Raw genomic sequence first — 25,917 nt, 5'->3', positions numbered from 1 at the left:
AAAATATTCTTTTTGTTGCTGATAATTGGAATCTCCCCCCACAAAAGATTCCGGTTATTGCAAGATTAGATTATGATGTGACAAATGCAAAAAAATCTCTCCGGGAGGGATTCTAAAAAATCAGAATATCTGTCAGAATATGATTCTTCCTTCAGGCAATATACCCTTCACTATCATTCGGATTAGGGGTACGCCTATTACTGTTGGTATTCTCTGCTGCCTGATAATTCCTTTTGGAGAATCATGGGAAAATTTTAAATCAAAATATTCCCTGGTATTATTCAAAAACTACATAATTTATTTTATCCACTCCCGTATTTCCTGATTTTCCATGATACGCGTATAAAACCAGTTCATAATTTCCAGCTGTATTAATTAAAGTATCGCCTTCAAAAAAATTGGTTGAAACCAGAGACATATCTACATTTTTAATAAATTTTCCATTCTTTTTCAGAATCCCTTTTACTTCAATATCTTCGGAATTCCAGACTCCTCCTTTTTCGATAACACACCCGCACATCATCACGATATTGGCCTGAAACTGAAAAGGTTTATCTTTAATACTGCTTAAGGAAATATATTGATGGGTCCTCGGCTTCAGAATATCAATAATAAATCCCGGGATTTCGAGGATAATTCCTTCACCTAAAATATTTTTACCGGGAATCAGCCATATTTCTGTACTGACACTTACCTGCGCTTGTTTGTTATTGAGCGGGGAAATCACTTCTATATTTACAAATGTAGGCTCACTGATATCTACTGTTGCCATAAATCCTGCTGTTTGTTCATCTGTAATTGAATTTCCTCTCATTTTAGGAGTTTTCATAATGAGGTCGGTATTGCCTGTGCTTCCGGTTGTATTCCCTTCGGCCAGAATTTGCTGGTTCAGCTTATTTCTGACAATGATATGAGCTCCTCCCAGTGAACTTCCGATAAACTTGGCGTCCCGAGCCTTTGCTCTGATCATAATCTGAGTTTCAATAGCCGAAACTTTCAGCGCTGAAAAAAGACACAGAGCCGTTAGAATAAGTGTTTTCATCGTTATATTGAATTTAAGTATTGTCTTTTAAATCGGTCATGAAAAGAATCTGCTAATAATTTCTGATCAATATCATCAAGATAAGTAAGGATGCTGAGATCTTCTGATAAAAGCTCTAAAATTGTTTTTTCGCAGCTGTCCCAGACCTGCTCCAGCATCGGAAGCATATCAATTGCTTTGGAAGAAAGGGAAACAATCTGCTTCCGCTTGTCCATGTCATCTTTCCTAATCATCAAATACCCTTTTTCTGTCATTTTCTTAACAATCATCACAACAGACGGATGAGAATATCCTAAAGGCTCTGCAATATCCGTGATGGAAATTTCTCCTTTTCTCTGTAGCAACATAAAAACAAGATACCAGTTGGGTTCCACGTCTATCCCAAATTCTTTATAAAATTTCCTTACATCATGAGCCATACGGTCACTGATTCTCTTTAATCTGCTATCTAATGCTTTATAACCAAGTTCTTTAATAAAATCAAAATCCATCTGAAAAATATTTGATGTAAATATATAAATATAAAGTCAACTATATAGTTAACTTTATATTTTTCTACAGATTTTTTGCCCCAATCTTAACAGATGGCTATTTATTATTCTTTCTGAATTTACCTGGAGTGACTCCTTTATATTTCTTAAAAAGTTTGGAAAGATGGCTTTCATCGCTGAACTGAAGCTCATAGGCAATTTCACTCAGACGTACACTACTATATTTTAAGTAGGTTTCTACCAGTTTAAGCCTGTAGTCCAGGAGATAATCCTGATATGAAATTCCGGTCTGCTGTTTAAAATATTCTCCAAAATAATTTCCGGAAATTCCAAAATGATCAGCAATGGTTTGAATACCTGTTTTTTCTCTGTTTTTGATATTCTGCTGAATATAGGTAATAATTTTCATTATGGAAAAAGCCTTGCGGTTTTCCTGGAGCCCGGATGTTTCAGTTTTAATAATATTACGGGCAATAAGATTGAGCAGGATTGAAATACAATTCCTGATGATCAGATAATCTTCTGTCTTACTTTTAAATTCACTGGCAATTTGCCGGATAAGACTTGCTGCAAAAAGTTCATCATTTTCGTTACGGAACACACAACCTGCTCTTGCATGGTAATTATTACTGATATACTGTAATTTATAAAGATTCTCACAGCTTTCAAGGCGGTCAGCCTCAAGACGGATCCTATCAATAAAATCTATCGGGCATTGAATTATAGTCAGATGAGCATCTGTACTTTCAAAACGGTATACCTGATGTTGCGGAATAATAAAAAGTTTCCCAGCGGAAAAATCAATACAGCGTTCATCATAAGTGATCTTCCCTTCTCCTGTATTAATAAAGACAAAGGACAGAAATGTTTTTGTTTTGATGATCCACTCATCTTCTTTTAATATGATTTCCTTCACATTAATACCTTCAAGGCGCAGTCCTTTCATTGGCAGACAAATTTTTCCTCCAAAAGTACAATTTTACCAGAACATTCAACGGTTACATTTGCATTAAAAAAATGAATCTATCTCCTAAGCGATGGCAGGCATTATATTTTCTGGTAGCCGGAGCTTTTCTTTCCCCGCTGGATTATTTTATTGTCAATATGGCATTACCTTCTATAAAAAAAGCGTTCAATGCCAGTGATCATCAACTACAGATGGTAGTGGCCATTTACGGACTTTCTTATGCTGCTTTGGTTGTATGCGGGGGAAGGCTGGGAGATCTGTACGGGCGTAAAAAAATATTTGTCATCGGATTATATATTTTCCTTTTCTCTTCTATGGCCTGCGCTTTCTCTCCTTCTATTACATGGCTGATTGTTTCAAGGTTATTTCAGGGCATCGGAGCTTCATTACTGGCTCCGCAGGTGCTGGCTTCCATTAAAGTATTATTCAGGGCTGAAGAACAGCCTAAAGCCGTGAGCCTCTTCAGTTCCGTATTTGGTTTGGCTTCTGTGGCCGGACAATTAATCGGGGGGATATTGCTCAGTATGCAGTGGGGACACTTTTCGTGGGAGCTGGTATTTCTTGTGAATGTACCGGTAGCAGTAATCTGTATTACAGGAATACATTTCACAATGGATAATCATCAGGACAGAAAACAGTCCGGGATTGATTATACAGGTTCATTGTTATTAATTCTTTCTTTATTAATGATAATCTGCCCCTTAATTTTCGGACAAAAATTTCAATGGGCCTGGTGGATATTCGTAAGTATACTGAGTGGGATTATTTTATTAATTATATTTTTAAAATACGAAATTCATTTACAGCAAAAGGGGCAGCCCATACTGATCAATCCGGCCCTGTTACAATACCGGCCTTTTGCCTTAAGCCTTTGTATTATCTTTTTTTATAATTTTACTTCAGGCTTGTTCATCTGTTATCCTTATTATCTGCAGCAATTTTTGCATCAGACTTCTCTGCAGACAGGACTTGCGATTTTTCCTTACGGACTTGCTTTTTTCCTTGGCCCCTTTCTTGTTTCGAAAACTAAATTGAAAAGCTATACGATCATTGATATTGGACTGGGATTACTCATCTTTGGTTTTATTTCCAGTGCACTGGCTTTTTATTTCCAGCAGAAACCCTCATTTCTCACTTATATCACTTTGTTTTCAGCAGGATTAGGACATGGAACCATTATGCCTGTCATGATGAAAACAGCAATCAGTCTTGTTTCCAAAGATAAAGCAGGGCAAGCTTCAGGACTGGTAAGTATTGCTATTCAGATAGGAAGTGTGACCGGAGGCGCTATCATTGGTACTTTATTTTTCAACATCGTTGGAATCTTAGGGTTTCCTGCTGCTTTTGCAACAGCAATGGCCATGATTGGTAGTTTTCAGATCATCGGAACGGGAATCAATTCCAGATTAAAAAAATATATTCAATAATTTTAACAACCATATAATTTCAAACAGATGAACAACACAGGAAAAATTGAAAAGGAAATAAAAGACTTTCATGAAAATATTGAAAGATGGTTTCAGGGAAAAGCTGAAAATCAGGAAAATCTATATTCGAGATTATTATCGGGGTTCTCTCCTGACTTTAAAATGCTTAACGGAAATGGTGATATTGTAACCTTATCTATGCTGGCTGAATGGCTTCCTTCCGCCTATGGTAAATTTCCAGACCGTAAAATTAATCTGGACAATATAGAAATTCTGCATTCTGAAAATCACGGTTTAGCTACTTATACAGAAATACAGATTACAGAGGCAACCTCAACAAAAAGAAAATCCTCTGCTCTTTTTCTTCTGGATGAGGAGAAAGCATTATGGTTTCATCTGATCGAAAAGTGGATCTAAAAGTCACTATCAAACAAGAGCCTGTCTCAAAATTAAGACAGGCTCTTGCTTATTATATACAAATAGGTAAAAACTCTTGTATGAATCACTAAAGGATATTTAAAAAAATAAAAATTTACCCTCAGTTATCTTTAAACACTTTCATCTGTCTTGCCATTACCGCTAATAAGATTCCGAAACATGCAAAAAGCCCGTAAGAATATCTCAGATCAAAACTTTCTGCAATATATCCTATCAAAGGCGGCCCCATTAAAAAACCAAGGAACGAAATACTCGAGACAAATGACAGGGCGATACTGGGAGCAACCGTACTTACTTTTCCTACTGTACTGTACACAGAAGGAACACTTAGTGAGCTTCCCAGCCCGATAATCATAAAAGCAATAATGCATATCCAGAGTTCCGGAAAGAAAACACTCAGGAAAAGGCCACTGCTCATAAGTACCCCACATAACTGCAGTACCCGCCTTTTCCCATATTTTTCAATGATACGGTTTCCGACAAAACGACCTAAAGTCATCATTAAAATAAAACTCGTATACCCCATTATAACAAGATTTTCCGGAGCTTTTACAATTGTTTGAAAATACACTCCACTCCAGTCGAACATCGCTCCTTCAATAGCCATACTCAAAAATCCGATGATCCCCAATGCCACCAGCGTAGGATTCACCGATTTAAAAATAGATTGTCTCTGCGGAGAAACTTTATGAATAATATTGGTTAAATGGGCTTTACTATACAACCACAAAGATAGTACGAGAATGAAACTAATCATAAAATGATAGAATGTTCCTACTCCCATATTAATCATCAGTAAACCAAGCAATGCTCCTACTAATCCTGCAAAGCACCATGCTCCGTGACAGGAAGACAGTAAGGTTCTTTTGGTAATTCCTTCGATTTCTATCGCCTGTGTATTCATTGCGATATTGCACAAATTTCCGGAAACCCCGAAGAAAAAAAGGACCGCTGCCAATGCCCAATACGATGGTGAAATTCCTATAAGTAACAGAAAAAAAGGATACAGAAGAAAACATCTCTTAATAATCCATGAACTTCCATAGATACTGATCAGTTTTCCAGCCAGTACCATTGTAGAAATCTGGCCTATCGGCATCAGCAGCAAAAGTGTTCCAAGCTCTGCTTCACTGATGGAAAGCGCAGTCTTTATGATCGGTATCCGGCTTGCCCAGGAAGAGAAAACAAGCCCGTGAGCAAAGAAAAGTAAAAAGCAGGCTGTCGGCATTTTTGCGTTATAGGATTCTCTATCATGCATGATCACAATATTTGATTAATGTTTCCGATGGCGAAGTTAGCAACACTTCCTGAATAAAATATATTCCATTTCTGGTATTTTATATTCCATTTTAAACAAGTTTTTTAAAAAGAAAAATTAACTGCTTACATTTGTCCTCAAACTGAGATAATACTATAACAGTACCAAATATTTAACCAAATCCGGAGTCATCCACCCGCATAATGATAGCTATTAAACCAAATTTTGAAGGGTTATTTATTAAAGAATACAGAGCAGACACCATACATGAATTTCAAAAGAAAGCCAATAAACTCAATAAACTTTTGCTATGCTTTCTTTCTGACGGGGAATTAAATCTTTCTGTTAACAGACAGGCATTTCCCCTGAAGAAAAATTCGGTGATCATGCTTTTACCTGATACGGACCTGGCCAAGATCTCAGGAAGCGAAGATCTGAACTTATCTGTTTTTTTTATTTCCCTGGATTTCATTAGCACCTATAGTTTTCTGACGGTATTACTCGCCAGTGATGAAATAAAATTTAATCCGGCCATCAGGGTAGAAACCACTGCTAAAAAACTGATCTGGTCTACTGTAAAACTGATTCAAGATCATCATTCCAAAACCAGTCATGAAAGTACTCCGGAATCTGTTCAATATCTGCTTTATGCCCTTCTTGAAATTATTTCAAAACTGTATTTACCGGTGATTAAAAACAACAGTCTGCTACAAACCAGAAGTCAGGGTATTCTGGAACGATTTTTTGTCCTGTTGAACGAACACGGACATCTGCAAAGGACTGTATTATTTTATTCTGACCAATTGCATCTTTCTCCCCAGTATCTAAGTAGTTTAATAAAGAAAGATACAGGAAAACCCATTAAACAATGGATCAGTTATGCGGTCATCAAGCATGCAAAAGAACTTCTGAAAACTACTTCTCTTTCCATCAAAGAAGTCAGCAATCAGTTACAGTTTGCAGATCCTTCTCTTTTTTGCAGGTATTTTAGACGCTGTACCGGAATTACAGCCAATACTTATCGGGAAAATTATAAAATCAAAAAATAAAATATTTCCGGTATTTACATTGGTACATTAAAAAAAATGATATTGCCCTATTTTTATACACCGGTAAAAAAATCGGATATAACAATTTGACTCCACAGACAATATCAGCTGATTACATGATTTTTAGTACATTTATATTAGTTTTTAATTAAATTTGTTCTGCCAAAAATATTCTTATGAAAGAACAATGGATCTACCATCCCACTGTTTTAGAAGGAACAACTATTGATTTAATTCCCCTGGAAAAAGAACATCTGGATGAACTCTACGAAGCCGCTGCCGATAAGGAACTTTGGGAGCTGATTCCCACGGATTGCTCTGAAAAATCACTTTTTGATAAAAATTATAAATCTGCATTATCAGAAAGAACATCGGGAAATCAATACCCTTTTGTAATCCGGCATAAAGAAACCGGCAGGCTGATTGGCTCCACAAGATTTTTTGAAATCTACCCTTCGGACAAAAAACTGGAAATCGGATGGACCTGGATCACTAAAGAATTCTGGGGAACTTCTGTCAATTTAGAATGCAAACTGCTTTTGCTTACCTATTGCTTTGAAAGTTTAAAAACCAACAGAGTACAATTAAAAACCAAAGACACCAATTTCAGATCAAGAAAAGCCATTGAAAAAATTGGCGGTGTATTTGAAGGAATTTTAAGAAAAGACCGTATTCAAAACGACGGCACCACAAGAAATGCAGCATATTACAGCATTCTGGATGATGAGTGGGAAGCCGCAAAGTTTAAAATCAAAAAACAAATTGCAGAAAAGAATTCTCTAAAAAACTAAGACCGGATTTTTCATCCACAAAATAACACCATGAAAAAAAACCTTCTGACAGAAGAAGCGGCCTGTTCTATTATTACAAGAGCACAGAACCTCTCCGTTACCCATCGGCCTCAATGGGGAAAAATGACAGTCACAGAAATGCTGCTGCACTGTAATTCCTGTAACAGACAGATCCTGGAAGAAAACAGAAGTAATAAAAAAACCACCTTAAAACAATATGTATTGAGGATTCTAGCTCTTTATATTGCCTCGGATTTTAAAAAGAATATAAAAGGAGAAGCCAGACATGACCCCAAAGGAAAAGTTGACAGCTCGCATTTTGATCAGCAGAAAAATGAATTTATCCGCTTAATTGAAAAATTCCCTGCCAACAAATATCCACTCACACTTACCCATCCCGCTTTTGGTAATATTTCAACCAACGAATGGGGAATTGCCGCTTACAAACATATGGATCATCATTTAAGACAATTCGGAGTATAAAACCCCATCCTGGTTGTCTAAAGCAATAATGCCCCCGACACACGACCGGGTAAATCAACTTGTTTCAGGTTTATATTAATTAAATGATTGTCTGTAACTTAAAGGTGTCTCATTCGTTTTCTTTTTGAACAGCTTATTAAATGACTGAGGATGCTCAAATCCCAAAGCATAAGCGACTTCAGAGACTGAAAAACTTGTAAGGGTAAGATATTCTTTTGCTTTTTCTATCAGCTTCTCATGAATATGCTGTTGGGCATTCTGACCGGTAAGGTTACGAAGCATATCACTCAGATAATGAGGAGATAAATAAAGTTCGGAAGCTAGAAATTCTACTGTCGGAAGGCCTTTATTTAATGTTTCCTCTCTGTTAAAATAATTTTCAAGAATAGTATCCATTTTAGATAACAAATCATTATTCACCGCTTTTCGTGTAATAAACTGTCTTTTATAATAGCGGTTGCTATAATTCAGAAGGACTTCAATGTAGGAAACAATAACGTCCTGGCTGATCTCGTCAATTGCTGTATTGAGTTCATTGGTGATACTATCCAGAAGTCCCGTAATAATTGTTTTTTCATGATCGGATAAATGCAGCGCCTCATTGGTATCGTAGGAAAAGAAACCGAATTTTTTAATTGTTTTGGACAATGGATAATTTCGTATAAAATCGGGATGCATCAGCAAAGTATAGCCACAATATTCTGCATTTTCATCGGTAGAAAGAATTTGTCCCGGAGCAGTAAACATCATTCCTCCTTCATTAAAGTCATAATACCCCTGTCCATATCCCATTTTACCTGTGGTAGAGTATTTATAGGAAATCTTGTAAAAATTCAGCAAAAAACTTCTGGATAAAAGATTTTTGTTGACACTCATTTTTGTATTATCTACCAAACTTACCAACGGATGAAGCGGTTTGGGAAGTTTCAGCAGGTTATGTAATTCTGATATAGATGAAATCTTCAGAGGAAGGTTTTCTTTCTTTTCCATGATATAAATTTATGAATTATTTATCGTAAAAGACAGCATAAATGATACACTTATGCTGTCCGGGACAAACGGCTAGATAAATTGTTTTCCCAATTGTTCTCTAAAGGCCTCATCACCCAGTTCAAGACGCTGTGCGTAAAGAGCCTTAGCATCTTCTCCGGCAACATATCTCAGTTTATTTTTACCATCTGTAGCGGCTTCGTATACCACCTCTGCAATCTGTTCCGGAGCTGAAGCGGCTTCCATCATTCCTTCCATTGCTGAAAACAGGGAATCCGTCATTTTTTCATAAGCAGAACTTGTTGCAGAATCCAGAGAACGGCTCACAAAATCTGTTTTAATACCTCCTGGAGAAACAGTTTTAATATCTATTCCAAAAGGCTTTAGTTCAAAAGCCATACTTTCACTCCAGCCTTCCAGTGCCCACTTTGTCGCATGATAAATGGAGTTCAGAGGAAAAGTAATTAATCCTCCTATGGAAGTAGTGGAAATAAAGGTTCCCGCTCCTTTCTCTCTGAAATACGGAATAAAAGCCTGTGTCACACGGATTACACCTAATAAGTTGGTATTAATCTGTCTTACGATTTGTTCATCTGTAAGCGCTTCTAAGGGGCCAAGAAGACCATAACCCGCATTATTAAACACAACGTCTATCTCGCCCAATTCAAGTGATTTTTCAACGGCTGTCTGTATTTGCTCAGGATTGGTCACATCCAACGGAAGCACACTTACATTTTCTAATGCTAAAAGTTCCGTTGCGGTCTCTGGGTTTCTCATGGTAGCAATAACTCTCCAGCCTTTATTCTGAAATAATAGGGCTGCCGCTTTGCCTAATCCTGTTGATGCACCCGTTATAAAAATTGTTTTCATTTTCTCTTTGTTTAAAATTATAGGACAAAGTTCTGCATTAGAAAAAACGTCCGAGTTGCCAAAACGGAGAAAGATGTATCCAAAACGGAGGATGCTCTTCTTTTCATTCATATGTTTTTTGTAAGTTTGTTCCTATCAATTTTTATGGCAGAATATATTCTTGAAAATATCAATATCAGTACCCTGTCTGTATATGACCTGCTGAAGTATACTTCAGAAAGTTCTTTTATAGAAAAAAAGGATTTTCATAGTATTTATCCTGTTTCTATTGAAAATAATACCGGAACATTTACGAAAAAATCTTTAGAAGATTTTCCCATAGTTACCATAAGCCGTATCGGGAGTTCACTTCTCTGCTCCTGTACCTGTGATGATTCAGGCAGACTTTGCCGGCATCAGGCAGAAGTAATTCACTGTATTTTAGAGGAAAAAAATTATACGCTTTTTTTTGATGAAGTTCTTCGCAGAAAAGCACTGATCTCTAAAGCTAAATTGTACGGGCTTGAAAATGAGCCAAATCTTGATGCCTACTTCCGGCTGGAATACCATGAAGGTACAATGGACATCCTGCCCCGCATTAAAGAAATGCTCCCGATAGACGAGATTGCCTTAAAAAAAGATTTATTGCCAAAGTATTCTTCTGAATTAGAAGAGCTTTCATTACAGGACAATACAAAAAAGCAACTCTTGGTTCTTGGCAAGCACCGCTACTACAACCATCTGATATTTTCTCTTATGGAGGCTGAAATTACACAAGGAGGAAAAATAAAAAACCCTGTTACTTCTGTAGATGCTATGCAGCTGATATGGAAATCTGAACAGCCTTTGGAAATAAAATTTTATACTGCAATCTCTGCATTCCATAATAATTACAATGAGGATTATAATTCTGCAGAACTGGAAGCTTTAAAGCTCATTGTTCAGAACCCACTAGGTCTGGAAGTCTATTATCATGATCGTGACATTGCAGAAACCATCTCTTCAAAGTCACTCACACCGGTTACACTCAACACTTTAGATGCCGAGGTACAACTATCTGTATTTAAGAAAGATCCTTTTTACGAAATTACCGGAGAATTACAATTTCAGGACACTTCTGTTCCCTTTAAAAATATAATCATCCGAAATGAATATTTTGTATATAACAATAACATTTTCAGCTTTATATATCAACCCGACATGCTTCGTATTATCAGGTTTTTCAAAGCTAATCATGAAACTTTATTGGTTCATTCTTCAAAATATGAAGAATTCATGCAGACCATTCTATCCTCACTAGAAGATCGTATTAAAATCAATTACAAATATATACAACCCGCAACGGAAGTACAGCTTGAAGGCAAGAATTTCACCACAGGAAAGATTGTTTATCTGCGTCAACAGGAAAATTATATAGGAATTACTCCTGTCATGAGATATGGTGAACTGGAAGTTCCGGTATACTCAAGAAGACAGCTTTTTGATACCGATCAAAACGGAAATGTTTTCAAAGTGGAAAGAAATGATGCCCTTGAAGCCCGTTTTACTTCACTTATCATGCAGCAACACCCCGATTTTGAAGAACAGATGGATGGTTATCAGTATTTTTATCTTCACAGAGATAAATTTCTGGAAAACAACTGGTTCCTGAATGCCTTTGAGGTCTGGAGAAATGAACAGATTACCATTTTAGGATTTAACGACCTGAAAAACAATAAGCTCAACCCTCACAAAGCTAAAATAAACATTCAGATCACCAGTGGTCTGGATTGGTTTAATGCGAAGTTAAAAGTAGGATTTGGACAACATGAGGCTTCTTTAAAACAGCTGCACAGAACCATTCGCAATAAAAGTAAATTCGTTCAGCTCGATGATGGCTCTATCGGGATTCTTCCCGAAGAATGGATAGATAAAATTGCGGCATATTTTCAGGCCGGAGAAATTGATGAAAATCTGTTGAAAATTCCGAAAATCAGCTTTAGCGAGGTATCTGCTCTTTTTGAAAAGGATGTCCTAAACCAGGAAGTTCAGGAGGAAATAGCCACCTATTCCTCTCAGCTTTCAACATTGAAAAATATCCCGTCAGCAGCAGTTCCTGAAGGATTAAATGCTCAGCTGAGAGATTATCAGCACGAAGGTTTGAACTGGCTGAATTTCCTGGATGGATTTAATTTCGGAGGATGTCTTGCAGATGATATGGGACTCGGAAAAACCCTTCAGATCATTGCATTTATTTTATCACAGAGAGAAAAACGAGGCCATACCACCAATCTTATTGTGGTACCTACTTCTCTTTTATTTAACTGGCAGGAGGAAATCAGCAGATTTGCACCTTCCGTAAAAGTTTTACTGCACTATGGAGCAGACCGGCCAAAAACGACGACTCATATGTCCGATTATGAAGTCGTGCTTACCAGTTACGGAATGCTTCTTTCCGATATCAGATTTTTGAAAAATTTCCATTTCAATTATATTTTTCTTGACGAATCCCAGACGATTAAAAATCCAAATTCGGAAAGATATAAAGCGGCACGCCTGCTTCAGGCTAGAAACAGAGTGGTATTAACGGGTACTCCTATCGAAAACAATACCTTTGATCTCTACAGCCAGCTTTCCTTTGCCTGCCCCGGATTACTGGGAAGCAAGCAGTATTTTAAAGATATTTATGCCATTCCTATCGATAAATTTGAGTACAGCAAACGCGCACTGGAGCTCCAGCAAAAAATAAAACCGTTTATTCTCCGCAGAACAAAAAAACAGGTTGCGAAAGAACTTCCTGGAAAGACAGAAACAGTCATCTATTGTGAAATGAATACTGACCAAAGGAAAATATATGATGCTTATGAAAAAGAACTCCGTGAATTTATTGCGGCCAATGATGAAGATGATCTTCATAAAAACAGCATGCATGTTTTGACAGGCCTCACAAGACTCAGACAGATCTGTAACTCTCCTGCCCTCCTTAAAGAAGGATATTCCGGTGAAAATGCCGTAAAAATTGATATCCTGACTGAACAGATCCTGAGCAAATCAAAAGACCATAAGATTCTTGTGTTCTCTCAGTTTATCGGAATGCTGGATCTTGTGAAAGCACAGCTGGAGCATCACGGAATTTTATTTGAATATCTTACCGGACAAACTAAAGACAGAGGAGAAAAGGTAACGAATTTTCAGAAAAACAAAAATATCCGCGTATTTCTGATCAGTTTAAAGGCCGGCGGTGTGGGTCTCAATCTTACAGAAGCAGACTATATTTATCTTATTGATCCATGGTGGAATCCTGCAGCAGAAAATCAGGCTATTGATCGTAGTTACCGTATTGGACAGACTAAAAACGTTATCGCCGTCCGGATGATATGCTCAGATACCGTAGAAGAAAAAATCCTGACATTACAAAAAAAGAAAACCCAACTGGCACAGCAGCTTCTTAAAACAGACGGAACAAAATTTCAGGGTTTTTCAAAACAGGATCTGCTAGAAATACTGGAATCGGAATAAATATTTAATCCTATATCAAAAAACAAAACCGACAGAAAGAATCTGCCGGTAAAAAACAAAAATTGATATGGATATGATTATGTGTGTGGTTAGTGTTTAATAATTTTTTCTGTAATCACCTTTTTATCTCTGGTGTACATCTTTATCAGGTAAGTTCCCGGAATAAAGTTTTCTAAGCTAAGTACAGCAGTTTTTCCTTCTTCAAGCTTTTGCCCAGACAGATTATAAATTTCATATTTTTCAAGCTCTTTTAACGGTGTAATGCTTAAAGGGCCTGTTGTAGGATTCGGAGATATTTTAAATAAAGCCTCTTTTGTACTTTCTCTTGTAGAAAGATTTGCCGGCTGAATATTAATTGTGTAATCTTCTGTCTGTCCTATAAACCATCCTGAAGGACAGGGTAAATTTTCAAGAGTACCCATCCACGAATTGGATTCATAAGCCTTTACTAGCCTGAAACGTGTTTCTCCGAGCATTGCATCCGCCGGAATACTAATGCTTCCCGATGTGACACCGGATTCCGATATCACAGGATTAGAATTATCTAAATATCCTAGATTAAATTTCTCTTGAGCATCGAATACATTGTTATGGTTAAAATCAATATAAGCATAAGCTGATACCGTGGTCTGACCGTGAGTTCCTCCTGTTACCGTTATCGGATAAGTATTGCCGCGATTAACATTAAAAATGGTCGTCGTAAAATTTTCCATGAGCTCTGAAGTGCCGTCAATACTACTGTTGTTAGTAATTCCTGCAAATTCTACCCTGCTGATCTCGCTTACCGTAGAACTAGTCACATTTTCGGAACTACAGTAAGGTGCCGGAAAGACCGAATTATTTCCGGAAATAACAACAGTATAATCTTCTGCCTGTCCGGAACGTAAACCGGTGTCACAGGCCGTACTTATAGAATTGGGAGCGTTGGGATTTGAATAAGCTACAACATTACTGTTTTTAAGGATCCTCATTCTTGTTGCCCCATGAGATGCATTAACAGGAACTGCAATCGTTCCGTTTATTGTCAAAGCATTAAAAGGAGTCGCTTCACCCAGCCTTCCAATATAAAAGCTTTCCCCCGTATCATCAAAGCTTCCGTTATTATTGAAATCAATAAAAACAACAACGTCTCCGGGAAACGTTCCCGAAGGACCTTTTACAGAAATCGGATATGTATTTCCGGCCTGCAAATCCGTAGACATCGAAGTAAAATCTTCATAAACGGATGTCGTTCCGGATTGGAAAGGAGATGTATTATTGATACTTCCGAAATTAACATGAGTAATCATGTTGCTGTCTGCTCCATATTGGAAAGCCGGTGTGCAGTATTGTGCCTCCATCAATGAACAGAGAATGACAGCAGAAAGAGTAGTTATTTTTTTCATATAATTCTTATATTTTGATGGAGACAAATTTATATTTATTTAGAATCAATAAAAATAAGAATCTAATGATTTTTATCAGTTTATTAATATTTCAGCATTAATCCACGAAATAAACAATGTAAATAATTCAAAAACAATAATTTAATAAAAAAAGGATCTTTACGGTTTTTTTGAATCCGTAAAGATCCGGGGTTTTTATCCTACATTCTCAATAAGAACAGCCGAAGCGCCTCCGCCTCCGTTACAAATAGCAGCAATACCATATTTGCCTTTTTCCTGATGTAAAACATTGACCAGTGTTGTAATAATTCTGGCTCCCGAAGCTCCGATAGGATGTCCTAATGCAACTGCGCCTCCATACACATTAACCTTGTCAATCTCATATCCTAAAATCTGCTGATTAGATAAAATGACAGAAGCATAAGCTTCATTAATTTCAAAATAATCAATATCAGAAATCTTTAGTCCTGTCTGTTCCAGTATTTTATTGATAGCGATGGAGGGTGAAGTGGTAAACCATTCCGGAGACTGCGCAGCATCAGCATATGCTATAATTCTGGCTAAAGGAGTAATGTTGTACGTCTGTAATGCTTCCGAAGATGCCAGTAAAACAGCAGCGGCACCATCATTAATATTGCTAGAATTGGCAGCCGTTAATACCCCGTCTTTTTCAAAAGCCGGTTTCAGCAGCGAGATTTTCCCCGGGATCAGTTTATCAATATCTTCATCTTTATCAATAAGAATATCTGTCTTTTTCCCATGTATTATTGCGGGTATTAATTCGTTTTTAAATTTCCCGCTTAAAGTGGCCTCCTGCGCCCTTTTATAGGAAAGAAGGGCATAATCATCCAGTTCCTGTCTTGTATGTCCGTATTTTTTTACTCCCAGTTCTGCTGCACTTCCCATATGAAAGTTATGATAAACATCCCATAGACCATCTTTAACCAAACCGTCAATAAGCAGTGTATCACCCAGCTTTTTCGCCTGCCGCAGATAATTGTAGTGAGGAACATTGCTCATACTTTCCATGCCTCCTGTCATGACCATATTGTCCAATCCAAGCTGAATTTGCTGAGCACCGATCATCGCGGCTTTCATTCCGGAAGCACATACCTTATTAATGGTTGTAGCATCTTTTTCAACAGGAATACCTGCAAAAATAGCAGACTGTCTTGCTGGTGACTGCCCCACTCCCGCACTCAGTACATTCCCCATATAAACACTGTCTATATACTCAGGAGACAGTGATAAACTTTCGTAAACCTTTTGTATGGCAGTGGCTCCCAGCTGGGTTGCTGTAAATCCTGATAGGTTTCCCATAAACCCACCCACTGGTGTTCGCTTTGCAGCAACAATAAATACATCTTTCATATGATATAGTTTTTAAATATACCGAACGGTATATAAATGATTAAAAAAACAGCTCATTTAAAGAGCTATACAAATATACAAAATATACCAATCGGTATTTTAATTATATTTTTCTAAAAAATGTCTTACAACAACATATTGTAAGACATTCTATTTTTACATACGGCTCAGCTGATCCAGTTTTTTTAATAAGGTGGGAATTCTGAACGCTCCGTGCATCTGCTCTATTTCAGGCAATATCTCATCCACATCAATTCCCTTTGCTGTAAGAAAAAGTGGAATTTTACTCTCACCTCTTATAATATTTCTTCTCTGTGAATCAGGAGTTGCGAACCCGTTCTTTGCAATGCCGATAACAGGATATTTCTGCTCTAAAGCATGATAAAGATACCCTCCTAATCCTATTTTACCATTATTATCAAGACTAACATAGCCATCAACAATAATTATATCCCCTTCTTTTAAAACAATTTTGTTCAACAGACTCAGGATACACGGCAGCTCTCTTTTATAAAAAGCACCACTCTCATATTCGGAGGTAATGGTTGTTTGTTCCGTAAACACTTCAACTTCTTTTTCAGAAGCCCAGTCTTCAAATGCAATACAAACGGTATTGGCATAATCTTCGTAATAATAGGTATCAAAAGCGTAAATCATTTTAAAATATAAATAAGAATTCCTAATACAGGCATGAAATATGGTATTAAAATTATTTACGATCCACTACAATTCTTTCTGCTCTGTTGGCAATATCCCAAGCGGTAGTAAAAACAAGCTGTGTACGTTTTTCCAGCAACGGATAATCAATTTTATCCGGTTTGTCTGTCGGCTTATGGTAGTCTTCATGAATTCCGTCAAAGAAAAATGCTACCGGAATATTATGTTTAGCAAAATTATAATGATCTGAACGATAATACAGCTGCTGAGGATCATTTAAATCATCGTATTTATAGTTCAGCTCAAGATTATTTGTCCTTTTGTTAGCGGCTTCATTGATCACCTTTAATTCAGAGCTCAGCATATCAGAACCGATCACATACACATACTGTTTGCCCCTGTTTGCCGGGTCATCTCTTCCGATCATATCAATATTAAGATCCACAACTGTATTAGCTAAAGGAAAGACAGGGTTATCAGAATAGTATTCAGAACCAAATAATCCGTGTTCTTCTCCTGTTACGTGCAGGAATAAAATTGATCTTTTAGGTCCCTTTCCTGCTTTTTTGGCTTCCTGAAATGCTTTTGCAATTTCCATAACAGCAACTGTACCGCTTCCATCATCATCGGCTCCGTTGTAAACCACTCCTTTTTTTGTTCCAACATGGTCATAATGAGCAGAAATCACCACGATTTCTTCAGGTTTTTCATTTCCTTCTATAAAAGCAAGGATATTTTCAGAATCAGGAAGATTTCCACCGCCTCTTTTTTTCATAAACTCAGACGGAACCTTTTGATAATATGAATTTAAAACTTTCGGATATGAAATTCCTAAGCTTTTATAATAGTTAATAATATATTCCCCTGCTTTCTTTTGCCCCGGACTTCCCGTGTCTCTTCCTTCCATTTCATCCGATGCAATCACATATAAGTTTTTCTTCAGATCATCCGCTTTAATCGTCTTATAAGCAGCTACAAAGTTCTTATTTTGTTTTATGGTAACAGAAGTCTTTCCGTCTGAAACATTTGCCGTTTTACAACCAGTCAATACAGCAATGGCTACTAACGGAATAAACAGTTTTTTCATAAAATTATAATTTTCTTAAAAGTAACAATTTTTATTGAATATATGATTCTTCCGCTTTATCTGCTCTTATTAAAGCTTTATCTGTATTTTCTCATTAGCATTATATCGGGAATAACAACTCTCAGATAAGCATTAAATATATCCCATTGATAGCATTAATAAATTATGAATTTTTCATTATATTTGACTAAAATACAAACCTGATGAATAAAATTAACGGATTTACTCATTATTCCTTTTTTACTGAAATGTCTGAACTTGCTTTAAAGCATGGAAGTTTCGATCTTTCTTTAGGCCTTCCTGATTTTGATATTGATGAAAGACTTACAACCTTTTTAAAGGAAGCAGCAGACTCCGGCCATCATAATTATGAGCCACTGGCGGGCAATCCTCTTTTGATTGCAAATATTATTCAGTACAATGCAAAAAGAGTACATGGCATAGTGCTTCAATCCGACGAAATCACCATCGTCCCATGTGCAACCTTTGCTTTACATACGGCATTGAAAACCATTTTAAATCAAGGAGATGAAGTCATCATCATTCAACCTTCCTATTACACATATGCACCTTCTGTTGTCATGAACAATGCTATTCCGGTTTACTACAATCTTAATGATGATTTCACCATGGATTGGGAAAGATTCAGACAATGTATATCGGGAAAAACCAAAGCAATTATTATCAATTCCCCTCAAAATCCTACCGGAAAAATATGGAAGCGGAAAGACTGGGGACAGTTGTATGAACTGATAAAGTACCAGGAAATCTACCTTATTTCAGAGGAAATTTATGACACCTACTGTTATGATGAAATAGAACATTACAGTTCATTCCTGCATCCTGAGTTAAGAAAAAGAACTTTCTGTATTTTTTCATTTGGAAAAATGTTTCATACGTCGGGCTGGAAAGTAAGCTATATGATGGCCTCTAAAGAGTTAACCTCATTATTTCAGACTCATCAGCAATATATTTCTTATGGCGCCAATGCTACTGCTCAGTATGCTTTGACAAAATATCTGGAAGTTTTTGATCCGGCTGTTAGCAAAAAAGTTATGCAACGAAAAAGAGATCTTTTTAACGAGCTGATTCTGGAGACCCCATTACTGGTTGAGCAAAAGTCTGAAGGAAGTGTTTTTCAGGTTGTTAATTTCAGAAATATTTCTAAAACCATGAGTGATGTTGAATTTTCCATATGGCTCACTACTGAAAAAAAAGTAGCCTGTCTGCCACTTTCTGCATTTTATCATTCAAAACAAAATTCAGATTACATCAGGTTTAGTTTTGCCAAAACAGATGAAGTGATTATTCAGGCTTTGGAACACCTGAAAAAGAATCTTTAAACTATTATGCTATACGAATCCAAAAAAGAAGCGGCCTCATTGCTGAAACCGCCTCTCATATTTTATTTAATCGGACTTTAAAGAGCCAATACCCTTACATCTATTCTTCTGTTCTTAGCTTTACATTCTTCTGTATCATTTGTTTCACAAACGGGATGCTGAGAACCGTATCCCTCCGCTTCTACCCTGTCTGAAGCTACTCCAAGCTCTAAAAGTTTCAGCTTCGCGGTTTGAGCTCTCAGATTTGATAACTGCTGATTACTTTCTTCATTCCCTGAATTATCAGTATAGCCACCCAATTTAATTTTCAGCTCAGGATAAGTATTTAAAATCTCTGCCAGATTATTTAACTGTAATTCATAGCCCGGTTTCAGATCGCTTGATCCTGTTTCAAAATAAAGATTTTCAATCGTATACCATTTATTCGGATCAAGAACCGACTTATCTTTTTGTTTAAGGGAATTATACAACTGATACATCTGGCTTCCTTCTCCTACAGCAATTGTTTTTCCTCCTTTTAAACTGATCTTTTGAATGTTTCCGGTTTCATAGACAAAATCTCCGTTTTCGTTGAGATGTCCTTTCACATCTTTAGAAGCAGTGAGAGACAAAGAATCCGGCAATATTGTGGCTACTCCTCCCTGTCCCATTTCAGCACGAGTTAAGCTTTCCAGTTTAGCTTTTCTGTTGGCCTCAATTTTATCTTTATGCAAAACAGCTAAAGTGGGTGCAATTACCAGAGAAACAATAGACATTAATTTGATCAGGATATTCATGGAAGGCCCTGAAGTATCTTTGAACGGATCTCCGACCGTATCACCTGTCACAGAAGCTTTATGAGGTTCGGAACCTTTATAATAGGTCTGTCCATTAATTTCCACTCCTTTTTCGAATGATTTTTTAGCATTATCCCAGGCTCCGCCGGCATTGTTCTGAAACATTCCCATTAAAACACCACATACCGTAGCTCCTGCTAAAAATCCGCCCAATACTTCAGGTCCGAAGATAAAGCCGATCAATAAAGGGGAAATAATCGCAATAGCCCCGGGAAGCATCATCTTTCTGATAGAAGCATCAGTAGAAATAGCCACACATTTTTCATATTCAGGCTGTGCTTTTCCTTCCAGGATACCGGGAATTTCACGAAACTGTCTCCTTACTTCCTCCACCATCGCCATTGCAGCCTGTCCTACTGCCGTAATGGCCAGTGAAGAAAAAATAAAAGGAATCATTCCACCGACAAATAATCCGGCCAGTACATCAGCTCTGTAAATATCAATACCGTCAATTCCTGCAATTCCTACAAATGCAGCAAATAGTGCAAGTGCAGTTAATGCTGCTGAAGCAATAGCAAAACCTTTTCCTGTAGCTGCCGTTGTATTTCCCACAGCATCTAAAATATCTGTTTTTTCGCGTACTTCTTTGGGAAGCTCACTCATTTCTGCAATTCCGCCTGCATTATCGGCAATCGGTCCAAACGCATCAATAGCCAGTTGCATTGCTGTAGTAGCCATCATTCCGGCAGCGGCAATAGCGACACCGTAAAGTCCGGCACACAGATACGATCCGTAAATTCCACCGGCCAGTACAATGATAGGGAGTAAAGTAGATTCCATTCCTACAGAAAGCCCTCCGATAATATTGGTAGCATGTCCTGTAGAAGACTGTCTCACAATACTGGAAACCGGTCTTTTTCCCATGGCAGTATAGTATTCCGTAATAATGCTCATTAAAGTTCCTACAACCAAACCTACCATAATTGCTCCGAAGACTCCCATTTTCGTAAACTCATGCCCTCTGAGTATCATTTTTTCAGGAAGAATATAGGTAACCAGAAAATAAGAAGCGATCGCTGTGATCACAATACTTCCCCAGTTCCCCAGGTTCAGAGCATTCTGTACGCTGGATGTTGATGAACCTTCATTATCATTAATTTTCACAAATAAAGTTCCTATCATTGAAAAAATGATTCCTGTTCCGGCAATAAGCATAGGCAATAAAATGGGGGCAAAACCACCAAAAGAATCATCAGAAATGGTTTCTCTCCCCAACACCATTGTTGCCAGAACCGTTGCAATATAAGAGCCGAAAAGATCGGCACCCATTCCGGCAACATCTCCTACGTTATCCCCTACATTATCGGCAATGGTAGCAGGATTTCTCGGGTCATCTTCAGGAATTCCCGCTTCTACTTTTCCTACGAGATCAGCACCTACATCAGCCGCTTTTGTATAAATTCCGCCGCCTACTCTTGCAAAAAGAGCAATAGATTCTGCTCCCAGAGAAAATCCGGTAAGGATTTCAATCGTTCTTTCCATTTCGTGAGAATCTACCGTAGCATCCGGTGCAAAAATCTGCTTAATAATAAGGAATACGGCTCCCAACCCTAATACAGCAAGACCTGCAACTCCCATTCCCATAACGGAACCTCCGGTAAAAGATACTTTTAGCGCTTTTGAGAGTGATGTTCTTGCGGCTTCGGCAGTTCTTACATTGGCTTTTGTTGCAATCTTCATCCCGATAAAACCTGCAGTAGCAGAGAATATAGCTCCTACAATAAAAGCAAGTCCAATGCTCCAGTGAGAATTAGAGTTTGTAGACCCCATTACGGCAAGTAAAATGGCTACAATAACAACAAAATAGGTTAAAATCTTGTACTCGGCCTTTAGAAAAGCCATCGCACCATCAGCTATATGTCCGCTGATTATTTTCATTTTTTCGTTTCCGGCATTCTGTTTACTGACCCAGTTACTCTGAAGAAATGTATAAAGCAAAGCCACAACACCAAAAATTGGCACTAACACAAATAGATCCATAGTTTAATATTTTTTTGGTAATAGAAAATTAAATATAATAAATAATTATCACCAAAGCATTAAAAAAAATGGTTGTTTTATAGCATCGGGGCACAGAATTTACAATCTGGGATCTGCTTGCCATATAAAAAGTGTAAAAAACCGGAAACATGAGAGGTTATATTTTTTTAAAAAATAAAAAAAAGACAAACCGGAAATGATTTGTCTTTTTATTTATCATGTAAATTAGAGAATATTATCCTCCGAATTTTTCTGCATAATCTGCCTGAGATGCTAGAATTACTTTTCTTGCATGCTCAGCTCCGTATACTTCATGGATTCTGCATTTTGCAGGCTCATCCGGTAAGTTCTTATACGTTAAGAAGTAGTGCATTAATCTTTTAACTTCCGCTTCAGGTAGTTCGGAAATATCTCTGAAATGTCCGAAAGCATGATCATTGATCATTACAGCAACGATTTTATCATCAGCTTCTCCGCCGTCGATCATTTTAAATCCTCCGATTGGAATAGCTTCCATCAAAAGGCCTCCTGCGTGGATATTATGAGAGCTTAATACACAGATATCAAGCGGATCATGATCTCCCATTGTCACATCAGTAGCTCCTGCTTCTACCGCAAGTCTCATCACCTCGTTATGACAGTATGTTCTTGGAACAAATCCGTATAAAGCAGGGATAATGTTAGAAAACTTCTGAGGTCTGTCTACCTTTAAATATCCTGTTTCTTTATCTACTTCATATTTAATGGTATCTGAAGGAACAATTTCCACAAATACATTAACAACATTTGGTGCATCCTCTCCTGCAGAAATTCCGTGCCATGGATGTGCTTTAAAATTTGGAATCATTATTTTATCTCTTATTTTTTAAGTTATTATTAAAATTTCTTTTCTCAGATCTTCTATTGTTTGTGCAATATAATCGTTGTCTTCCATATAATTCATGATGAAAATGGTTTTGAACTCGTCCAGATTGGCATTTCCGTTCAGCCCCTCATATGTTTTATGGAGCAATTCGATGATTGCATTTTTAGAATCTACAGTGTTTTTCCATGAATTTTTTGACAGATAAAGTTGTTGTGAAGAATTGTATTCGAATTCATCATTGATTGTCTTTTCTGTAAGAAAGATAAACTCATGAACCGCCAGCTCCTTATCAAATTTCTGAATGAGATTTGAAGGTTTCATTCTTTCAAGAAAAAGTGTCATTCTCTCATAAGAATGGGTCTTATTTTCTGAATTGGATTTTACCGAAAGCAACTTAATCTCCTGATTTTTAAGGGTAATATAAGAATGTACAAACTGTCTTAGCAAAACCAGAAAAGGTATTGCAATAATCAATGCAAAAGCATACGGTAGATATTCTGAAAAGCTAGCCATAATTTTAGGTGGCAAAATTACTAATATTTTCTGATATTACAGCTCAAATAAGGCAGGCCTTTGTGTAACTTCATGATAACACACACTGTTTTCATCAAAAAAGTGATACACTAGGCTTTTTCTGGTTTTATTTTTATCAATATGGGGTTCTCCGCCATGAAGAATGTTCGCATGCCATATCAGTAAATCGCCTTTTTTAGCTCTGAAAATTTCTTTTTCCAGTCCCATTTCCTTTACTTTATCATCCAGAAATTCTTCATAAGCTTTATAGCTTTTCTTTCCGATTTTTAAGGCTGAACCTTCATTATCATAATCCGAATTAAGGAAATAAGGAAGTTTATGAGTTCCGGGAATATAATGAAGAGCACCGTTGGTTTCATCTACATCTTCTAAGGCAATCCAGACACCAAGAAGCCCTCCCAGCGGATAAGTTGTCATATGGATACTGTCTGAATGCGTTTTCTGCTGGCTTCCGTTAATAAAATTGATACTCTGGAATAATTTGGCCTTTCCGTCAAGCAATAGGGATAAAAACTCAAGAAAATCTTTGTCACTGCCAATATTCTTAATAATATCCGAATGATGAATTGCAAACATCAGCTTTCCACCGTACCGGAACTTCAATGTTCCGTCTTTCATCAATTTATCAATTTCGTCATTAATACGATCAGCTTTATCAGCACTTAAAAAATTGCGGATTACCATGTAACCGTTTTCATCGTATTGCAATGCACTTTCCTTACTTTCCTGTGTCAGATTTTTATAAAAAGCGGTGGCTGAAAGCTTATTGGTATCAATACTTCTTTCAGCAAGAGGAAGATGAGCAAAATCTTTACTGGAAATAGGAGAATAATAAGTCTTGTTAATACCGTATTTTTTGTACAGAGGAATATTGTGCTTCAACTTATTTTTTTGAAAGAAGTTGTAAAGCATATAAGACAATTTATAGTTGCGGATTTGCTGAAACATAACGGTTATGATAAGTATTGTATAAAGTTACGGAATAATGGTTAATTAGAACCAATCTAAACAAATAATCTGTCATGAAAATTTTTTCATCAGCTTATTTTCAATAAAAGGGTATGCATTAAGCTCACCGCCAAAACTTTTAAAAAAAACTTCTATTCCCCGGATATTACTCCCCATAAAATTAAACTTCTTTTCTCCGATATTGTTTTCCAGAATTTTATCAATAACAAAAGAAGCTCCGTCTTCTTTTTTACTGGTTTCATCATTAACAAGAGCTAACAGGGAAAGCTGGTCCGGTTCAGAGATTAAAACAGCAAGGTTTATCAGACGGTCTTCCAGATAGGCACCGCAAAGTTTAAGTTGATGATGATTGGCCAGGAAATCAAAATAGCTTTTAAATATTTTAAGATCTTTTTCTTTTGAAAGTCCTTTAAAATGATTTTCAATAAAAGAAAAACAATCTGCGTCCGGATAAACTTCACGATATATAAGGTGCTGTGACCATTTGACTGTAGATTTTCGTCCTTTAAAATATTTTTTCCTTTTTAAAATACTGTAATCGGAGACCGGAATAATGTAATTTTTCCTTACTTCCAATGGTATGGAGAATACATTATGGTGGTTAAAAGTATACAGGAAAAGTAAATATTTCTTTTTTAAAAAATGTAAAAAAAGATCGTTGATCTGCGGATCATCCTGTTTTGAAAATACTCCCAATTGCTGGCAGAACAGAGGCATATGCACAAAATTCAACCCGAATTTCTTAACGATATTAACCGGCATTACTGCTTCGTAGTCATTATAGACCAATATATGCCAGTTTCCTGACAACTGGTCTAAAGTTTCTTTTCGGGCGTACCCATTATACTGCTCAGATTGTTCCAGACATGCAGTATATTTTCTGAAATCAATTTCATTATATCTTAATCGCCTAATCATAATAACCCGGTGTCTGAAAAACTAAAATATGAATCCTGTGTAATGATAATATGGTCTAAAAGCTGAATACTTAGTGTCATCCCGGCTTCTTTTATTTTCTGTGTAATATGTACATCCTCCCTGCTTGGTTTTAAGCTTCCTGAAGGATGGTTATGAGCAATAATAATTCCGGTCGAAAAATGGTCTAAGGCAATCTTAAAAAGCACCCTTACATCTACAACAGACTGACTGATTCCTCCCTGTGTCAATTGTGAGATGTGTACAACTTTATTGCTGTTATTGAGAAAAATCGCCCAGAACTCCTCGGTTCTCAAATCTGACAATTGATTTTTAAGAATAAGATAAGCATCATTACTGTTTCCGATAACTGTCTTTTCGGGAATTTCCTGTCCCGCTCTTCTCCTGCCTATTTCTAAGGCTGCAATAATAGAGATTGCTTTTGCTTCTCCTATTCCTTTAAATTTCATAAGATCTTTGATGGATAACAGACCCAGCTGATGCCAGTTATTATTCACCGATGATAAAATTTTCCTTGCCAATTCTACCACACTTTCTTCCCTGCTTCCGCTTCCCATAATAATCGCAAGCAATTCTGAATCAGAAAGTGAATTCTTGCCTTTTTGCAAAAACTTTTCTCTGGGTCTGTCATCTTCTGCAAGAAACTTTAGAGGCATGGAGTACATTATAAG

At 36.9% G+C, this 25,917-nt stretch carries 23 protein-coding genes; 7 read left to right on the top strand and 16 right to left on the bottom strand.

Translation table 11 applies throughout. From position 1 onward, the window contains the following. Positions 1 to 277: 277 nt before the first annotated feature. From JO178_RS10000 to JO178_RS09990, 3 genes are all read right to left on the bottom strand, one after another. Positions 278 to 1,042 carry a hypothetical protein gene (locus JO178_RS10000; RefSeq protein WP_291934935.1) on the bottom strand — a complete coding sequence of 255 codons (765 nt, stop codon included), beginning with the start codon at positions 1,040 to 1,042 and terminating at the stop codon, positions 278 to 280. A 2-nt stretch (positions 1,043 to 1,044) separates the two neighbouring features. Further along, a complete protein-coding gene (locus JO178_RS09995; protein ID WP_291934933.1) occupies positions 1,045 to 1,533 on the bottom strand; it encodes a helix-turn-helix domain-containing protein in 489 nt (162 codons plus the stop codon). A 97-nt stretch (positions 1,534 to 1,630) separates the two neighbouring features. Then, on the bottom strand, positions 1,631 to 2,479 hold the full coding sequence (locus JO178_RS09990) for an AraC family transcriptional regulator (RefSeq protein WP_291934931.1): 849 nt from the start codon (positions 2,477 to 2,479) through the stop codon (positions 1,631 to 1,633). 71 nt (positions 2,480 to 2,550) lie between these two features. On the opposite strand from JO178_RS09990, the gene JO178_RS09985 reads away from it, so the two are divergent. Together JO178_RS09985 and JO178_RS09980 are read left to right on the top strand one after the other, a co-directional pair. After that, the gene (locus JO178_RS09985) at positions 2,551 to 3,927 is read left to right on the top strand and encodes an MFS transporter (protein WP_291934929.1); all 1,377 of its coding nucleotides are present in this window, start codon (positions 2,551 to 2,553) and stop codon (positions 3,925 to 3,927) included. A gap of 27 nt (positions 3,928 to 3,954) precedes the next feature. Beyond that, positions 3,955 to 4,344, top strand: a complete 390-nt coding sequence (locus JO178_RS09980; protein ID WP_291934927.1) for a hypothetical protein — start codon at positions 3,955 to 3,957, stop codon at positions 4,342 to 4,344. A gap of 121 nt (positions 4,345 to 4,465) precedes the next feature. Here JO178_RS09980 and JO178_RS09975 read toward each other — a convergent pair whose 3' ends face one another. Continuing rightward, positions 4,466 to 5,623 (bottom strand): MFS transporter, encoded by a 1,158-nt coding sequence (locus JO178_RS09975; RefSeq protein ID WP_291934925.1) that lies wholly within the window; start codon positions 5,621 to 5,623, stop codon positions 4,466 to 4,468. 203 nt (positions 5,624 to 5,826) lie between these two features. On the opposite strand from JO178_RS09975, the gene JO178_RS09970 reads away from it, so the two are divergent. The 3 genes from JO178_RS09970 (at position 5,827) to JO178_RS09960 (ending at position 7,946) form a co-directional block, all read left to right on the top strand. Continuing rightward, entirely contained in the window at positions 5,827 to 6,672 is an 846-nt protein-coding gene (locus JO178_RS09970) for an AraC family transcriptional regulator (RefSeq protein WP_291934924.1), read from the top strand. A gap of 176 nt (positions 6,673 to 6,848) precedes the next feature. Then, entirely contained in the window at positions 6,849 to 7,463 is a 615-nt protein-coding gene (locus JO178_RS09965; RefSeq protein WP_291934922.1) for a GNAT family protein, read from the top strand. Positions 7,464 to 7,493: 30 nt separating this feature from the next. Further along, the gene (locus JO178_RS09960) at positions 7,494 to 7,946 is read left to right on the top strand and encodes a DUF1569 domain-containing protein (RefSeq protein ID WP_291934920.1); all 453 of its coding nucleotides are present in this window, start codon (positions 7,494 to 7,496) and stop codon (positions 7,944 to 7,946) included. Between the two features lie 75 nt (positions 7,947 to 8,021). On the opposite strand, the gene JO178_RS09955 is transcribed toward JO178_RS09960, so the two are convergent. Next, the gene (locus tag JO178_RS09955; RefSeq protein ID WP_291934918.1) at positions 8,022 to 8,936 is read right to left on the bottom strand and encodes a helix-turn-helix transcriptional regulator; all 915 of its coding nucleotides are present in this window, start codon (positions 8,934 to 8,936) and stop codon (positions 8,022 to 8,024) included. 72 nt (positions 8,937 to 9,008) lie between these two features. Beyond that, on the bottom strand, positions 9,009 to 9,806 hold the full coding sequence (locus tag JO178_RS09950) for an SDR family oxidoreductase (RefSeq protein WP_291934917.1): 798 nt from the start codon (positions 9,804 to 9,806) through the stop codon (positions 9,009 to 9,011). Positions 9,807 to 9,950: 144 nt separating this feature from the next. Here JO178_RS09950 and JO178_RS09945 point away from each other — a divergent pair, with 144 nt between their 5' ends. Then, positions 9,951 to 13,283 (top strand): SNF2-related protein, encoded by a 3,333-nt coding sequence (locus JO178_RS09945; protein WP_291934915.1) that lies wholly within the window; start codon positions 9,951 to 9,953, stop codon positions 13,281 to 13,283. A gap of 89 nt (positions 13,284 to 13,372) precedes the next feature. Here the strand turns inward: JO178_RS09945 and JO178_RS09940 are convergent, their stop codons facing one another. The 4 genes from JO178_RS09940 to JO178_RS09925 form a co-directional block, all read right to left on the bottom strand. Continuing rightward, positions 13,373 to 14,668 (bottom strand): T9SS type A sorting domain-containing protein, encoded by a 1,296-nt coding sequence (locus JO178_RS09940; protein ID WP_291934913.1) that lies wholly within the window; start codon positions 14,666 to 14,668, stop codon positions 13,373 to 13,375. 195 nt (positions 14,669 to 14,863) lie between these two features. Continuing rightward, complete coding sequence (locus tag JO178_RS09935; protein WP_291934910.1) at positions 14,864 to 16,039, bottom strand: acetyl-CoA C-acyltransferase; 1,176 nt, start codon at positions 16,037 to 16,039, stop codon at positions 14,864 to 14,866. 156 nt (positions 16,040 to 16,195) lie between these two features. Continuing rightward, entirely contained in the window at positions 16,196 to 16,696 is a 501-nt protein-coding gene (locus JO178_RS09930) for an endonuclease V (protein WP_291934908.1), read from the bottom strand. Between the two features lie 52 nt (positions 16,697 to 16,748). Beyond that, positions 16,749 to 17,783, bottom strand: a complete 1,035-nt coding sequence (locus JO178_RS09925) for a M28 family metallopeptidase (RefSeq protein ID WP_291934906.1) — start codon at positions 17,781 to 17,783, stop codon at positions 16,749 to 16,751. A 203-nt stretch (positions 17,784 to 17,986) separates the two neighbouring features. Here JO178_RS09925 and JO178_RS09920 point away from each other — a divergent pair, with 203 nt between their 5' ends. Beyond that, positions 17,987 to 19,126 (top strand): aminotransferase class I/II-fold pyridoxal phosphate-dependent enzyme, encoded by a 1,140-nt coding sequence (locus tag JO178_RS09920; RefSeq protein ID WP_291934905.1) that lies wholly within the window; start codon positions 17,987 to 17,989, stop codon positions 19,124 to 19,126. A gap of 77 nt (positions 19,127 to 19,203) precedes the next feature. Here JO178_RS09920 and JO178_RS09915 read toward each other — a convergent pair whose 3' ends face one another. The 6 genes from JO178_RS09915 to radC all read right to left on the bottom strand — a co-directional run bounded on the left by JO178_RS09915 (position 19,204) and on the right by radC (position 25,902). Beyond that, entirely contained in the window at positions 19,204 to 21,942 is a 2,739-nt protein-coding gene (locus tag JO178_RS09915) for a sodium-translocating pyrophosphatase (protein WP_291934903.1), read from the bottom strand. 235 nt (positions 21,943 to 22,177) lie between these two features. Beyond that, entirely contained in the window at positions 22,178 to 22,789 is a 612-nt protein-coding gene (locus JO178_RS09910) for an inorganic pyrophosphatase (protein WP_291934901.1), read from the bottom strand. Positions 22,790 to 22,807: 18 nt separating this feature from the next. Further along, positions 22,808 to 23,320 carry a hypothetical protein gene (locus tag JO178_RS09905; protein WP_291934899.1) on the bottom strand — a complete coding sequence of 171 codons (513 nt, stop codon included), beginning with the start codon at positions 23,318 to 23,320 and terminating at the stop codon, positions 22,808 to 22,810. A gap of 36 nt (positions 23,321 to 23,356) precedes the next feature. Next, positions 23,357 to 24,253, bottom strand: a complete 897-nt coding sequence (locus JO178_RS09900) for a phytanoyl-CoA dioxygenase family protein (protein ID WP_291934897.1) — start codon at positions 24,251 to 24,253, stop codon at positions 23,357 to 23,359. A 108-nt stretch (positions 24,254 to 24,361) separates the two neighbouring features. Next, positions 24,362 to 25,228, bottom strand: coding sequence for a hypothetical protein (locus JO178_RS09895; protein WP_291934895.1), 867 nt, complete (start codon positions 25,226 to 25,228; stop codon positions 24,362 to 24,364). Then, the gene (gene radC, locus JO178_RS09890; protein ID WP_291934893.1) at positions 25,225 to 25,902 is read right to left on the bottom strand and encodes a DNA repair protein RadC; all 678 of its coding nucleotides are present in this window, start codon (positions 25,900 to 25,902) and stop codon (positions 25,225 to 25,227) included. Before radC ends, JO178_RS09895 begins: the two co-directional genes overlap by 4 nt. Positions 25,903 to 25,917 lie beyond the last annotated feature (15 nt).

This window comes from Chryseobacterium sp., assembly GCF_019236175.1.
Classification (GTDB): Bacteria; Bacteroidota; Bacteroidia; order Flavobacteriales; family Weeksellaceae; genus Chryseobacterium.
Note: the sequence above shows the minus strand (reverse complement) of the source record. Positions and strands in the feature narration are given on the sequence as shown.

Bases quoted from the DNA above. Each gene is read 5' to 3' on its own strand.
- JO178_RS10000 (WP_291934935.1), bottom strand. From the start codon at position 1,042: ATGAAAACACTTATTCTAACGGCTCTGTGTCTTTTTTCAGCGCTGAAA.
- JO178_RS09995 (WP_291934933.1), bottom strand. From the start codon at position 1,533: ATGGATTTTGATTTTATTAAAGAACTTGGTTATAAAGCATTAGATAGC.
- JO178_RS09990 (WP_291934931.1), bottom strand. From the start codon at position 2,479: ATGAAAGGACTGCGCCTTGAAGGTATTAATGTGAAGGAAATCATATTA.
- JO178_RS09985 (WP_291934929.1), top strand. From the start codon at position 2,551: ATGAATCTATCTCCTAAGCGATGGCAGGCATTATATTTTCTGGTAGCC.
- JO178_RS09980 (WP_291934927.1), top strand. From the start codon at position 3,955: ATGAACAACACAGGAAAAATTGAAAAGGAAATAAAAGACTTTCATGAA.
- JO178_RS09975 (WP_291934925.1), bottom strand. From the start codon at position 5,623: ATGCATGATAGAGAATCCTATAACGCAAAAATGCCGACAGCCTGCTTT.
- JO178_RS09970 (WP_291934924.1), top strand. From the start codon at position 5,827: ATGATAGCTATTAAACCAAATTTTGAAGGGTTATTTATTAAAGAATAC.
- JO178_RS09965 (WP_291934922.1), top strand. From the start codon at position 6,849: ATGAAAGAACAATGGATCTACCATCCCACTGTTTTAGAAGGAACAACT.
- JO178_RS09960 (WP_291934920.1), top strand. From the start codon at position 7,494: ATGAAAAAAAACCTTCTGACAGAAGAAGCGGCCTGTTCTATTATTACA.
- JO178_RS09955 (WP_291934918.1), bottom strand. From the start codon at position 8,936: ATGGAAAAGAAAGAAAACCTTCCTCTGAAGATTTCATCTATATCAGAA.
- JO178_RS09950 (WP_291934917.1), bottom strand. From the start codon at position 9,806: ATGAAAACAATTTTTATAACGGGTGCATCAACAGGATTAGGCAAAGCG.
- JO178_RS09945 (WP_291934915.1), top strand. From the start codon at position 9,951: ATGGCAGAATATATTCTTGAAAATATCAATATCAGTACCCTGTCTGTA.
- JO178_RS09940 (WP_291934913.1), bottom strand. From the start codon at position 14,668: ATGAAAAAAATAACTACTCTTTCTGCTGTCATTCTCTGTTCATTGATG.
- JO178_RS09935 (WP_291934910.1), bottom strand. From the start codon at position 16,039: ATGAAAGATGTATTTATTGTTGCTGCAAAGCGAACACCAGTGGGTGGG.
- JO178_RS09930 (WP_291934908.1), bottom strand. From the start codon at position 16,696: ATGATTTACGCTTTTGATACCTATTATTACGAAGATTATGCCAATACC.
- JO178_RS09925 (WP_291934906.1), bottom strand. From the start codon at position 17,783: ATGAAAAAACTGTTTATTCCGTTAGTAGCCATTGCTGTATTGACTGGT.
- JO178_RS09920 (WP_291934905.1), top strand. From the start codon at position 17,987: ATGAATAAAATTAACGGATTTACTCATTATTCCTTTTTTACTGAAATG.
- JO178_RS09915 (WP_291934903.1), bottom strand. From the start codon at position 21,942: ATGGATCTATTTGTGTTAGTGCCAATTTTTGGTGTTGTGGCTTTGCTT.
- JO178_RS09910 (WP_291934901.1), bottom strand. From the start codon at position 22,789: ATGATTCCAAATTTTAAAGCACATCCATGGCACGGAATTTCTGCAGGA.
- JO178_RS09905 (WP_291934899.1), bottom strand. From the start codon at position 23,320: ATGGCTAGCTTTTCAGAATATCTACCGTATGCTTTTGCATTGATTATT.
- JO178_RS09900 (WP_291934897.1), bottom strand. From the start codon at position 24,253: ATGCTTTACAACTTCTTTCAAAAAAATAAGTTGAAGCACAATATTCCT.
- JO178_RS09895 (WP_291934895.1), bottom strand. From the start codon at position 25,228: ATGATTAGGCGATTAAGATATAATGAAATTGATTTCAGAAAATATACT.
- radC (WP_291934893.1), bottom strand. From the start codon at position 25,902: ATGCCTCTAAAGTTTCTTGCAGAAGATGACAGACCCAGAGAAAAGTTT.